Here is a 12,537-nt window from a genome sequence, read left to right as displayed (position 1 = left end):
CCCTTTCACTGACGAAACGAGCTCCCTCATGCCCAAAATCAACCCCAAAAGATCACTGACCGTTGTTGCAGCCACACTTGCGATCGGCGCCCTGACTCTCACCGGATGCAGCGCCGGAAACACAGCTGGAAGCACAGCAAACGGCGGACGCGCCTCCAGCGGGCTCCTGACCATCCCCCGGGAGGACACCGCAACGTTCACCAGCAACTTCAACCCGTTCTCCCCGAAGGCGCTGCCTATGACGCAGCAGTCGGTCTTCGAGCCACTGCTGATCGTCAACCCCGTCAAGGGCGAACCCGTGCCCTGGCTCGGCGCTTCGTGGAAGGCAGACGAAGACGGCAAGGGAGCGACGTTCACCCTCCGCGACGGGGTCAAATGGTCGGACGGACGGCCACTGACGGCCGATGACGTGGTGTACACCTTTGAGCTCCAGAAAAAGATCCAAGGCGGGTTCGACTACTTGGCCAAGGTCTCAGCCGTAGATGCGCACACTGTACGCTTCGATTTCAACAAGCCCTACGCGCCCGGACTTTACGAAGTCGGCCAGCAGGTCATCGCCCCTAAGCATGTCTGGTCCCAGATCGCGGACCCGGCAAAAGCCACTAACGACAATCCGGTCGGCACGGGTCCTTACACGCAGGTCTCCCATTTCCAGGCACAGTCATTCGAGCTCGATAAGAATCCCAACTACTGGCAGCCGGAAAAGCAGCAGCTGACCGGCATCAGGATGCTGGCCTTCGCCGGCAACTCCGGTGCCAACCTCGCCCTGCAGAATGGCGATGTGGATTGGAGCGACCAGTTCATCCCCAACGTCCAGAAAACCTTTATCGACAAGGATCCGGCCCACCGCCACTTCTGGTACCCCACCATAGGTGGCACCATCAACTGGCAGCTCAACACCACCAAGGCTCCCTTTAACGATTCCGTCGTCCGCAAAGCACTCAGCATGGCCGTGGACCGCGATCAGGTGACCGGCCTGGGCATGGCGGGCTACACCCATCCGGCCGACTGCACCGGCCTCAGCGACGCCTACAATAGCTGGCGCGACCAGAGCATCGTCGACAAATGTGACTGGACCAAGCTGAACGTGGACAAAGCCAACCAGATGCTCGATGACGCCGGTTACAAAAAGGGAGCCGACGGCATCCGCACCCTCAAGGACGGCAAACCGTTCCAGTTCAAGTTCTCTGTCGGCTCGGCATCTTCGGACTGGCTCTCCGTCGGCCAGATCATCTCCAAGAACATGGAAAAACTCGGCGTTAAGGTCGAAGTCAGCTCCCCTGACTGGTCCCAGGTCGTCTCCTCCTACACCGACGGATCCTTCGACAGCGGCATCGTCTGGAGTAGTGCCGGCGCGTCCCCGTACGAGTTCTACCGCGGCGTAATGTCCCAGAAGGTGGTTGTGCCGGCAGGGCAAAAGGCGAACGAAAACTACCACCGCTTTGGCGACGCGGAAGCGACCGCAACCCTGGACAAGATGGCGGCAACGGCAGACCCGGCAGCACAGAAGACCCTCGTCGGCACCCTGGAGGCCCGCTTCAACGACGCGGCCCCGGTGATCCCGCTGTTTTCAGGCCCGGCGTGGGGCGCCTACACCGACCAGCGATTCACGGGCTGGCCCAGCAGCGATAACCCGTATGCGACCCTTTCGGTCCGCTCCGCCACCACCGTGCTGGTTCTGACCTCGCTCAAGCCGGCGCAGTAGCCATCTCGTGGCTGTCCGGGGCAACCGGCCCCGGACAGCCACCAAGTCCGCCGCACATGCGGCCCCCGCACCGTTACCACCTGCCGGACCCGGACCGATCCCCGGGCGGCGCAACAATCATCAAGAAAGAAGCGGAATCATGGTATTCCTCCTCCGCCGTCTGGGGTTCTACGTCATCGCCTTCTGGGCCTGCATCACCCTGAATTTCTTCCTCCCCAGGCTGATGCCCGGGGACCCTGTCAGTCGAATGTTCTCCCAGGTACAGTCCCAGATGCGCCCCGACCAGGTGGATGCGCTCCGGCGGCTCTTCGGCCTGGACGACCGGCCGCTATGGGAGCAGTATCTGGCGTACATCGGCAACATCTTCCGCGGGGACATGGGCATCTCGCTCTCCCGGTTCCCCACCCCCGTTTCGGAAGTGATCGCATCACAAATCGGATGGACCCTCCTGCTCGGCGGCACCGCCCTGGTTATTGCCGTCATTCTGGGCAATCTCCTCGGCGTTCTGGCAGCATGGCGGCGCGGAAAGTTCCTGGATTCCGTCTTTCCCCCGCTGCTGATTTTCGTCGGATCATTTCCCTACTTCTGGCTGGCCATGGCCGCTCTATATCTGTTCGGGATAACCCTCGGGTGGCTGCCTCTGAACCATGCCTTCTCCACAGGCCTCAACCCGTCGTTTTCCCTCGAATACATCGGCGACGTAGCCGCGCATCTCGTCCTCCCGGCCCTGACCATCGTTCTGGTCTCCATCGGCGGGTGGATGCTGGGGATGCGTAACACGATGATCGCCACCACCGCCGAGGACTACATCACGATGGCCCGGGCCAAGGGACTCCGCCCGGCACGGATCATGTTCCAGTACGCGGCCCGCAACGCCATGCTGCCTTCGGTGACGTCGTTCGGCATGTCCCTTGGCTTCGTCGTCGGCGGCGCTCTCCTTACCGAAACCGTGTTCGCGTACCCGGGCATTGGCTACCAGCTTCTGACCTCTGTCCAGGCGCTGGACTACCCGCTGACCCAAGGCATCTTCCTCACCATTACCGCAGCCGTGCTGGCAGCTAACTTCCTGGTCGACATCATTTACGTACGACTGGACCCCCGGGTCCGGGTCAGCTAGAAACAGGTCCCCATGTCACTTACAGACTCAACACCCACCACGATCACCACGGCCGGCAACCCCACCGTTCAACTACCTGAACCCCCCGCCCCCGGGCGCCTGGTTCATGGAGGATTCGTCCACGGCATCCTCACGAACAAGAAGGCCCTCTTCGGACTGGCCATCCTAGTGATATTTGCCCTCTTGGCACTGCTGGCGCCTCTCCTGGCACCGGGTAACCCCTCCGACTTCGGCTCCGAAGCATCTCTGGCGCCATCCGCGGACCACCTCCTCGGAACCACCTCCAAAGGCCAGGACGTGCTCGCCCTCACCCTGTGGGGATCGCGAAGCTCCCTGGCGGTCGGATTCACCGTAGGCCTGGCGGCGACCTTCATCGGCTGTCTCGTCGGCATAGCCTCCGCGTATTTCGGCAAAGCCATCGACGAACTGCTCTCGCTGTTGACCAATGTATTTCTGCTCATCCCCGGGCTACCGCTTCTGGTGGTTCTCGCCGCATTTCTGCCGCCGGGACCCGTCACCGTCGTCACTGTGCTGGTCATCACGGGCTGGGCAGGTAGCGCCCGGGTGCTCCGCTCCCAAGCTCTGTCCCTGCGCAGCAAGGACTTTGTCGCTTCGGCCGTCGTGACCGGTGAGAAAGCGTGGCGCATCATGTTCCGGGAAATCTTGCCCAACATGGCCTCCATCGTGATGAGCACCCTGCTGGGCTGCGTCATCTACGGCATCGGGGCCCAGGCGGGCCTTGAGTTCCTGGGGCTCGGAGATACCGGGTCCGTCAGCTGGGGAACCAACCTCTATTGGGCCAACAACGACGGTGCGCTCATGACCGGCGACTGGTGGGTGCTCCTGCCCTCCGGTGTCGCCATCGCCGTCGTCGCATTTGCCCTGGCCATGATCAACTACGCCGTTGATGAAATTACCAACCCTCGCCTGCGCGTGGAAAAGAAAGGCTGACAGATGGAAACCCTGACTGAACGGGACCGGGGAAACATCGGCCGTGCCGCCGTCGGCCCCGTGCTGAGTGTGAAGAACCTGCAGGTTCAATACACGGCGGAAAGCGGAAACGTCACCGCCGTGGATGGTGTCAGCTTCGACATCGGCGCCGGAGAAGTGTTCGGGCTCGCCGGTGAATCAGGCTGCGGCAAGTCGACCATCGCAAACGCGATCATGCGTCTCCTGCAGACCCCGGCAAAAATCACGGGCGGTTCCATCGAGCTCGCTGGAAGGAATCAACTGGACCTGGGCGAGGAAGAACTGCGACGCACCCGCTGGCGCGACGTCTCCATGGTCTTCCAAAGCGCGATGAACTCCCTGAACCCCGTCATGACAATCGGAGATCAGATCGTCGATGTCTTCACCACCCACGAAAAGATGCCCAAGAAAGCCGCCCGCGAACGCGCCGCAGAGCTTCTGAAACTTGTCGACATCAGCCCCGACCGGCTCAAGTCCTACCCGCACCAGCTCTCCGGCGGAATGCGCCAGCGGGCAGTGATCGCGATAGCACTGGCACTTAAACCCTCCCTCCTCATCATGGATGAACCCACCACTGCCCTGGACGTGGTCGTTCAGCAGGAAATCATGCACCAGATCAAAGAACTTCAGCAGCGGCTGGGTTTTTCCATTCTGTTCATCACCCACGACATCTCGCTCATGGTCGAGCTCTCCCACCGCATGGCTGTGATGTATGCAGGAAAGCTGGTCGAAGTGGCTCCCTCGAAGCAAATGCTGGACAACCCTCTCCACCCCTACACGAACGCCCTGATGGGAGCGTTTCCTCCGCTGACCGGACCGAGAGTGGAGTTGATAGGTATCCCGGACGCCCCGCCGAACATGGCCCATCCCCCCACCGGATGCAGCTTCCACCCCCGGTGCCCGCTTGCTATCGACTCCTGCCGCACCATCGAACCGCCGCTTCTTCCCGGAGCCGAAAACCACGAGGCAGCCTGTCTGCTCGTACCCGGATATGTCGTCCCCCGCGAAAGGTCACGCCGATGAGCCCCGCACACAGCACCTCGTCCCGCCCAGGAACGGCGACCGAGCCACTGGTTCAGGTACGCAACCTGAGCAAGGACTATCAGCTTGGAAGTTTCCCGTTCCGTTCGACGGTACGTGCGGTCAACGACGTCTCCTTTGACATCAACCGCGGCGAGATTGTGGCACTCGTCGGGGAATCCGGCAGCGGAAAGAGCACCATCGCCCGGATCCTTGCCCGCCTCGAGCAGCCCACAGGTGGCCAGCTCATCCTCGACGGACAAGACATTTTTTCCACCGAACGCCGCCGGGCGTCGATGAAGTACCGCAGCAAGGTCCAACTGGTCTTCCAGGATCCCTTCGGATCCCTCAACCCGGCGCACCGCATCGAGCACTTCCTGACGCGTCCTCTGCAGCTGCACGGAGAAAACGACAGCCCGCGGGCCCTCAAACTCAAGTTGCGTGAACTAATGGCAACAGTCGGTCTGGGCGAGCAGATGCTGGACCGATACCCCCATCAGCTGTCCGGCGGACAGCGGCAGCGCGTCGCCATCGCCAGAGCCCTGGCCGTGGAACCCGAAATCATACTGGCCGACGAACCCACCTCGATGCTCGACGTCTCGGTCCGCATCGGAATTCTCAATCTGATGCGCAAACTCCGCGATGAACGGGGCGTGTCCATGCTCTACATCACCCACGACCTCGCATCCGCACGCTACATCGCAGACACAACCATGGTGATGTGCGCCGGGGACCTGGTCGAGGGTGGCGAGAGCATCGAGCTGATGGCCGCCCCCCATCACCCGTACACACAATTGCTGCTCTCCGCCGTACCCGACGCCCGCAGAACCCAGACCGTTCGCCCACCGAAGAGGGACGCCACAGGGCGGAACGCTGCCCGGGGCACCGGCGAGCGGGTCACCCTGACCAAATCCCATTGGGCGCTGAAAGTGCCGGAATCCGCCCACTGACGGCCCCAAATCCGCCGTCCGAGAGGCCGCTTTACCCGCGGAATCAGACCCGCACAGCTCCATTGGCTGCCGAAAACCAGAAAGAATCCCATGATGAACCCCTCTGCTGCACTCTCCGCCCTACCCGAGGTGGTCGTTGTCGGCGAAGCACTTGTCGATGTGGTCCACACGGGGAACGGCGTCACCGAGCACCCGGGGGGCTCCCCCGCCAACGTGGCCTACCGACTCGCCCGTCTCGATGTTTCAGCGTCCCATCCGTGGCAACCGTTGTCGCGGACACCATCGGGGCAGGAGATGCCTACATGGCGGCCCTCATCCTGGGGCTTCTGACCAGAGGACGCGAGGGCCTGGCTCCGCCCGTTCTCGAACAGATCGCCCGCATGGCATCCATGGCAGCCGCCATTACGGTGGGCCGTCCAGGGGCGGACCTGCCCTCCTTGGCAGAAATGCGGGCCCCGGTCAGCTGACCACCACTTTCCTCTCCAACACCGCGGCCAATCTGACGATCACGTCAGATCCTGGCCCTTTCCTTGCCCCATCCCGAAATTGAAACGAGTGCACCTCCCATGACGGCTGTGACCACCACACACCCGGAAGCCTTCCGGCCCGCCCTGCATTACACGGCCCGAAACACCTGGCTCAATGATCCCAACGGACTGATCTACCATCAGGGCCTCTACCACCTCTACTACCAAAACAACCCCTTCGGAAACACCTGGGGAAACATGTCCTGGGGCCACGCCACGTCGGAGAACCTCACCGACTGGACCGAACAGCCTGTCGCGATTGCCTGCGACGAGCAGGAGGACATCTTCTCCGGCAGCATCGTGTTCGACAGCCAAAACTGCAGCGGGTTCGGCACCGAATCGGCGCCCCCGCTGGTGGCCATTTACACCAGCGCCTACAAGGAAGCCTCGCCGCTGCACGGCGTCCAGGCCCAGTCGCTGGCCTACAGTCTGGATGGCGGCTTCACCTGGAAAAAATACGCGGGCAATCCCGTGCTCAGTCGCAACTCGGCCAACTTCCGTGACCCCAAGGTTTTTCGCTATGACGGCGGGGCCGGCTCCTACTGGGTGATGGCGGCCGTCGAAGCCCACGACTACAAAGTAGTCCTCCACAAGTCCGATGACCTGAAAACCTGGGAACACCTTAGCGATTTCGGCCCCGTCAACGCCACAGGCGGAATCTGGGAATGCCCGGACTTGTTTGCTTTGCCGGTGGACGGCAATCCACTGGAGATGAAATGGGTTCTGACGGTGAATCTGAATCCCGGCGGCCCGAACGGCGGTTCAGCCGGGCAATACTTCACAGGAGACTTCGACGGCGTCCAATTCACCTCCGACTCCATCATCACCAGCGGGGAGCAGGACCCCGACCGCCTTCAGGAGTACAACTGGCTGGACTGGGGACGGGACTATTATGCCGCCGTCTCCTTCAGTGACGCCCCCGACGGCAGGCGGATCATGATCGGCTGGATGAACAACTGGGACTATGCCAATCAGATCCCGACTTCACCCTGGCGGAGCCCCATGTCTCTGCCCCGGGAACTCTCCCTGGCCACAGTTGGCGGCCGCACCAGATTAGTCCAGAACGTCGTAGAGGAAGCCGTATGCAGCGATCAGGAGCCGGCTGTTCAGGACGGCCCCGTCCATCTGGCCGGGGAAACACGCCCGATCCCAGCCGCCACGGGCACGGTTCAGCTCATTGAAGCCGAGTTCACGGCCGGGACGGCCGAAGAATTCGGCCTCGTCGTTCGCGGGAGCGGCACGGAAGGAACCCGAATCGGCATCAACCCCGCCCAGGGCCGCCTCATCCTCGACCGGACGGCCTCTGGTGACACCGGCTTCCACGGTGGATTCGCCTCCGTCGACACCGCCCCCATCAGCGCCCGGGACGGCCGATACAGCCTGAAGATCTACGTCGACCACTGCTCCGTCGAGGTCTTCGCCCAACACGGCGAACTGGTGCTTACGGACCTGATCTTCCCGGACGAAACAAGCACCCGAGTTTCCATCTACGCCCACGGCGGCTCCGCCACATTCGAGAGCCTGAGGATCACGCCCCTGGTATAGGCCGGCGTCCCACACGACGCAGCCGCACACTGCAATACGGCCGCAGCAAACCAGATATGAAAGGCACCAGCATGGAATACCGCAAACTTGGTTCATCCGGGATGTACATCAGCGAACTGGCCTACGGAAACTGGGTCACCCACGGTGAGCAGATCGACCAGGACGCCGCCACGGCCTGCGTCCGGCAGGCCCTGGATCTGGGCATCACCACTTTCGACACCGCCGACGCCTACGCCGGCACCCGGGCAGAAAACACGCTCGGTGAAGCGCTAGCCGGTGTGCGGCGCGAAAGCGTCGAGATCTTCACCAAGGTCTACTTCCCCACCGGCGAGGGCCGGAACGACCGCGGGCTGTCCCGCAAGCACATCATGGAATCCATCAACGGCTCCCTGAAGCGGCTGCAGACCGACTACGTGGACCTCTACCAGGCCCACCGCTACGACTACGAGACGCCGCTGGAAGAGACCATGCAGGCCTTCGCCGACGTCGTCAGGCAAGGAAAAGCCCTGTACATCGGCGTCTCCGAATGGACCGTGGACGAAATCCGCGCCGGCGCCGCCCTCGCCCGGGAACTGGGCATCCACCTCATCTCCAACCAGCCCCAGTACTCCCTGCTCTGGCGGGTCATCGAAAAAGAAGTCGTCCCCACCTGCGAGGAGCTGGGCCTGGGACAGATCTGCTGGTCACCCATGGCCCAGGGCGTCCTGACCGGAAAATACGTCCCCGGCCAAGAAGCCCCGGCAGCATCCCGCTTCACAGGCGGGAACGGCAAGCTCAAGTCAGACAACCGCTACCTGACCGACGACATCCTCACCCGAGTCCAGCAGCTCAAACCGCTCGCCGCGGACGCCGGCCTGTCCATGCCCGCACTCGCCGTCGCCTGGGTACTGCAAAACCCCAACGTCTCAGCAGCCATCGTCGGAGCCTCACGCCCGGACCAGCTCAAAGACACCGCAACCGCAGCCGGAGTGAAACTGGACCCCGCCCTGCTGGCACAGGTCGACCACATCCTGGACCCCGTCATTGAACGGGACCCCGCAAAAGTCGAGTCTTTCACAGCCCGCCCATGACCGCGCGGGTAGCAAATGGCGTGCGCCTCTGGGAGCACGTCATCGACGAGTGAGACGTAGAAGTTGAGCTTGCCAGCGTATTCGGGCTGGAACTTGCCGTCCTGAGCTCAACGACGACGTAGCCCGTTAACCGCATCAACAATGCAATTCACAGCTGATGCTCGGCACCGCTCCCCGTCAGGAACGGGGCATTTTGTGCAGACACTGTCTGCACAATCGTTCTGCTCAACTGTTCTGCCGGCCTGGCAAAGGTAACTGAGCCTGTCACTACCGGAGTCTGTGAGTCCGTCCTGCGGCCGATAGCGAATACTACGCCATGGACGGGCTGATCGTTACTGGTAATTACGCAGCCTCTCCCCTGCCACGCATTGCTCGACGAAAGGTCCATTATCGGCATTGCACGAACGCCATTGAATCCGTCAACGCCCCCTACCGGCGCGCGATCCGGGCCAGGGGCCATTTCCCCATCGAGCAGGCGGCCTTGAAGTGCCTGTATCTGGCGACCAGGGCGCTGGACCCGAAGGGCAAAGGCAGGGCACGATGGGCCACACGGTGGAAGCCGGCACTGAACGCCTTTGCCATCTTCTTCGAAGGAAGAATCAATTGAATGCCAACCGCGGATCCACCGTTAAACGGACACTCCCGGCGTCCCCACTTTTAGGGCTTGTTGCTGTTGGGCAGGTCCCGTTCCACTGTTACTCCGTAGGGAACGTCAGCGCTGAGGTTCACTGTGTAATTGTCAGGTCCGTGGCGGGTGACGAGAATGCCCTGCCATCCTTCAGTCATCGAGTGGTCACGGGCCATCTCTACAGCCGTGTTGATACTGTCTGCGATTTCCGTCGGGGATAGGCCTGTGATGTGGAAGTAGCGGTCGGCCTCGATCGTGGTGATCATTGGACTCCTGATTTGCTCTTTATATCGTCTTTGATTTGATGCTCATGATGTGGGCACGTAGCGAATCGGCTGTTGGGGACGAAGAAATGGTTTTCAGTGATGGCCGACTCGCCCGATCGGATTGCTCGTGACCGGGGGTTTGCCCCCGAACTTGCACTGCATCCCGGGTTGCGGTTCGCGGCCCGGGATGCAGTGGGTTGTCACTCGGAACGGTACGGACTTTGGAGAGCACCCCACCGTGACAAGGGAACGGTGGCAAATGAAGCTGACAAGGTCCCGCTTCTTGAGATCGCGTACGCCACACACAGGGACGGGCCTGGAGGCTGGTGTCCGGGCCCGTCCTTATGGCTCCTCGGGGTTTTAGATTTCGGTGCGCGGCGCCTGGGTGGCATTCTGCTTGGCTGACCGCGTGTCGTCAGTGTTTGGGTGCTGAACCTCCTTGGTGGGTTCGTCCGGCTGGCCGTCGCGGTCGTGGAGACGCATCTCTGGTGGTTCCTTGCGGAATCCTTTAGTGAGGAAGGTTAGATAAACAACGCCCAGACCGATCCAGCAGAGGCCGATGGTGATGGCGATGGGACTGAGCTGGGTTAGAAGGTAGATGTCGACGGCGGCGCCCAGTATTGGTAGGACGATGAAGCCAATGACCGAAAGCTTTTTGCCTTGCCGGCGGTTTCGAATGAAGTAGGCGATGACGCAGAGGTTGACGGCTGTGAATGCCAGGAAGGCCCCGAAATTGATGAAGGAGGTTGCGGTTTCCAAGGAGATGTTCAGTGCCAGCATGGCCACGGCACCGACGAGGACCAGGTTGAAGATGGGCGTTTTGGTTCGGGGGTGGAGGCGTCCGAAGAGCCTGCGGGGTAGGACTCCGTCGCGGCCCATGACGTAGAGGAGTCGGCTGGTGCTGGCCTGGATGGCGAGGCCCGATGCGAACCCGCCGATGATGAAGAGCATGTTGGTGATGTTGGCGTAGAACTGCCCGCCGACGAGGACCTGCATGGAGTATGCTGCGGTCGCTGCGTGCTCGAAGTCTCCGCCTGGGTGAACGAGCTGCATGATGTAGGAGACCACGACGAAGATTATTCCGCCGACGAGGACGGTCAGGAGGATCGCGCGGGGAATGTTGCGCTGGGCGTTTTTGGTTTCTTCGCTGAGTGTGCTGACGGCGTCGAATCCCAGGAAGGCGTAGGCCGCGATAGCGGCTGCGGCAGCGACGCCGCCGACCGTCGTGGCATTGTTCCAGAAGGGGTCTGTGAACGACGCGGGTGGGTTTCCGCCGAGGTAGGCCAGGCAGTAGGCGATGAAGATCCCGATGAGGGTAACAACCAGAAGGGTCAGCGTTTTATTGACACGGTCAGCGAGCACGATGCCCGTGGCGTTGATGATCGTTGTCAGTCCTGCGTTGAGAGCGAGCCAGGCCCAGACGGGGATGCCGGGAAACTGCGCTGCAAGGTAGAACGATTGGAACAGCCAGGCCACGGTGGGAAGGAAGAGGTAGTCGAGGAGGATTGCCCACCCGACGAGGAAACCGACACGGGAATCGAGGAGCCGTCGTGCATACACGTAGGCCGATCCCGAGTTCGGAAAGATCTTTGCCATTTTCGCGTAGCTCAGGGCCGTCAGCAGCATCGCGACGGTGGCGAGGGCGAATGCTGTCGGGGCTGTTCCGTCGCTGGTGGAGGAGATGATACCGAAGATCGTCATTACGATTCCCGGAGCCATATAGGCCAAGCCGAACACGACGACCGACAGCAGGGACAGCTTGGGGGTAAGTTTAATGTTCTCAGCGGACATGGGGAGTTCCTTGGGCTGGGGCAGTGCTGAGGTTGGTCAGGGTTGACTGGGCGTTGGTCTGCCGCCACAGGCGGGGATCAAGCTGGCCGGCGTAGAGCGGCAATGGAATTGCGTCGTCGTTTTCAGCGAACTGGTCCCAGGGGCGGGTGACGCCCGCTGTGCCATATTGGCGGACGTTCCCTACTTGGTCCAGGTCGATGACATCGACCAATGTCGCGTCTTCGGGCCCGGTTGCCGAAATTCGCACGCGGCCTTCAGGGTCAACCAGAAGACTACGTCCGACCCCGTGGGGGCCCGCGGCGTTCACACTGGCGACGAAGTTCTGGTTCACGATTGCGTTGGCCTGGCTGATAACAACTTCCTGCACACGATCGTTGGTCGGGGTCTGGACAACATTGAGGACGAGTTCTGCCCCCATCCAGGCCAGGTGCCTGCTGTGTTCGGGGAACCAGGCGTCGTAGCAAATCGACAACCCGACGCGGCCGTAGCCGGTCATGTCGAAAACCACGAAGTCCTTACCGGAACAAACGGTCTCATAGGGCTTCCAGGGAAAGATCTTTCGGTACGCGGCTACTGCTTTTCCTTGTGGAGAGTAGACAACGGCGGTGTTGTAGATATGCCCGTCCGTACCACGTTCAAGCACGCTGCCAGGCAAAAGCCAGATCCCAAGGTCTCCTGCGAGCTCAGCAAGGGTACGGCCGCGTGGGCCATCAAGAGGTTCTGCCGAGGCGTCCATGTAGGCCTGCCGGTCCACAAACCCGGCAGAATCTACCGTGTTCAAGTGAAGCTCCGGGTAAACGAAAAGGTCGGCGACGGCATGCGCTTTGACCCTTCGCTCGAGACCAGCAGCAAAATCAGTCAAGGTCTCGGCGGGTGATTGCACAAGAGCCAGAGGGAGAAGTCGAGTCATGACGGTAGCATTCCTAGCGTGGGAGATTTCATTAACTAA

At 61.6% G+C, this 12,537-nt stretch carries 10 protein-coding genes and 2 pseudogenes; 9 read left to right on the top strand and 3 right to left on the bottom strand.

The window, feature by feature from the left end:
- Nucleotides 1–28: 28 nt before the first annotated feature.
- The 9 genes and pseudogenes from AC1DGD_RS20580 to AC1DGD_RS20540 all read left to right on the top strand — a co-directional run.
- Nucleotides 29–1,705, top strand: coding sequence for an ABC transporter substrate-binding protein (locus AC1DGD_RS20580; RefSeq protein ID WP_476858058.1), 1,677 nt, complete (start codon nt 29–31; stop codon nt 1,703–1,705).
- A 139-nt stretch (nt 1,706–1,844) separates the two neighbouring features.
- Entirely contained in the window at nt 1,845–2,822 is a 978-nt protein-coding gene (locus AC1DGD_RS20575) for an ABC transporter permease (protein ID WP_364746433.1), read from the top strand.
- Between the two features lie 12 nt (nt 2,823–2,834).
- The gene (locus AC1DGD_RS20570) at nt 2,835–3,773 is read left to right on the top strand and encodes an ABC transporter permease (protein WP_476858057.1); all 939 of its coding nucleotides are present in this window, start codon (nt 2,835–2,837) and stop codon (nt 3,771–3,773) included.
- Between the two features lie 3 nt (nt 3,774–3,776).
- Entirely contained in the window at nt 3,777–4,814 is a 1,038-nt protein-coding gene (locus AC1DGD_RS20565) for an ABC transporter ATP-binding protein (protein WP_476858056.1), read from the top strand.
- Nucleotides 4,811–5,761: an ATP-binding cassette domain-containing protein gene (locus AC1DGD_RS20560; RefSeq protein ID WP_476858055.1), complete on the top strand. Its 951-nt coding sequence runs from the start codon at nt 4,811–4,813 to the stop codon at nt 5,759–5,761. Before AC1DGD_RS20565 ends, AC1DGD_RS20560 begins: the two co-directional genes overlap by 4 nt.
- 245 nt (nt 5,762–6,006) lie before the next feature.
- Nucleotides 6,007–6,228: pseudogene (locus AC1DGD_RS20555) on the top strand (PfkB family carbohydrate kinase); the annotation flags it as partial.
- A gap of 99 nt (nt 6,229–6,327) precedes the next feature.
- Complete coding sequence (locus tag AC1DGD_RS20550) at nt 6,328–7,833, top strand: glycoside hydrolase family 32 protein (protein ID WP_476858054.1); 1,506 nt, start codon at nt 6,328–6,330, stop codon at nt 7,831–7,833.
- A gap of 71 nt (nt 7,834–7,904) precedes the next feature.
- Nucleotides 7,905–8,903, top strand: a complete 999-nt coding sequence (locus tag AC1DGD_RS20545) for an aldo/keto reductase family protein (RefSeq protein WP_476858053.1) — start codon at nt 7,905–7,907, stop codon at nt 8,901–8,903.
- A gap of 400 nt (nt 8,904–9,303) precedes the next feature.
- Nucleotides 9,304–9,510: pseudogene (locus AC1DGD_RS20540) on the top strand (transposase); the annotation flags it as partial.
- A gap of 50 nt (nt 9,511–9,560) precedes the next feature.
- Here the strand turns inward: AC1DGD_RS20540 and AC1DGD_RS20535 are convergent.
- The 3 genes from AC1DGD_RS20535 to AC1DGD_RS20525 form a co-directional block, all read right to left on the bottom strand.
- A complete protein-coding gene (locus tag AC1DGD_RS20535; protein ID WP_230012749.1) occupies nt 9,561–9,797 on the bottom strand; it encodes a hypothetical protein in 237 nt (78 codons plus the stop codon).
- A gap of 360 nt (nt 9,798–10,157) precedes the next feature.
- Entirely contained in the window at nt 10,158–11,588 is a 1,431-nt protein-coding gene (locus AC1DGD_RS20530) for an APC family permease (protein ID WP_476858052.1), read from the bottom strand.
- Complete coding sequence (locus AC1DGD_RS20525; protein ID WP_476858051.1) at nt 11,578–12,498, bottom strand: carbon-nitrogen hydrolase family protein; 921 nt, start codon at nt 12,496–12,498, stop codon at nt 11,578–11,580. Before AC1DGD_RS20525 ends, AC1DGD_RS20530 begins: the two co-directional genes overlap by 11 nt.
- Nucleotides 12,499–12,537 lie beyond the last annotated feature (39 nt).

It is taken from the genome of Arthrobacter sp. 05T45 (genome assembly GCF_056395875.1).
The sequence above is the reverse complement of the archived record's forward strand: the minus strand, read 5'-3'. Positions and strand labels throughout refer to the sequence as shown.

Coding starts and splice junctions, on each gene's coding strand:
- AC1DGD_RS20580 (WP_476858058.1), top strand. CDS start 29: ATGCCCAAAATCAACCCCAAAAGATCACTGACCGTTGTTGCAGCCACA.
- AC1DGD_RS20575 (WP_364746433.1), top strand. CDS start 1,845: ATGGTATTCCTCCTCCGCCGTCTGGGGTTCTACGTCATCGCCTTCTGG.
- AC1DGD_RS20570 (WP_476858057.1), top strand. CDS start 2,835: ATGTCACTTACAGACTCAACACCCACCACGATCACCACGGCCGGCAAC.
- AC1DGD_RS20565 (WP_476858056.1), top strand. CDS start 3,777: ATGGAAACCCTGACTGAACGGGACCGGGGAAACATCGGCCGTGCCGCC.
- AC1DGD_RS20560 (WP_476858055.1), top strand. CDS start 4,811: ATGAGCCCCGCACACAGCACCTCGTCCCGCCCAGGAACGGCGACCGAG.
- AC1DGD_RS20550 (WP_476858054.1), top strand. CDS start 6,328: ATGACGGCTGTGACCACCACACACCCGGAAGCCTTCCGGCCCGCCCTG.
- AC1DGD_RS20545 (WP_476858053.1), top strand. CDS start 7,905: ATGGAATACCGCAAACTTGGTTCATCCGGGATGTACATCAGCGAACTG.
- AC1DGD_RS20535 (WP_230012749.1), bottom strand. CDS start 9,797: ATGATCACCACGATCGAGGCCGACCGCTACTTCCACATCACAGGCCTA.
- AC1DGD_RS20530 (WP_476858052.1), bottom strand. CDS start 11,588: ATGTCCGCTGAGAACATTAAACTTACCCCCAAGCTGTCCCTGCTGTCG.
- AC1DGD_RS20525 (WP_476858051.1), bottom strand. CDS start 12,498: ATGACTCGACTTCTCCCTCTGGCTCTTGTGCAATCACCCGCCGAGACC.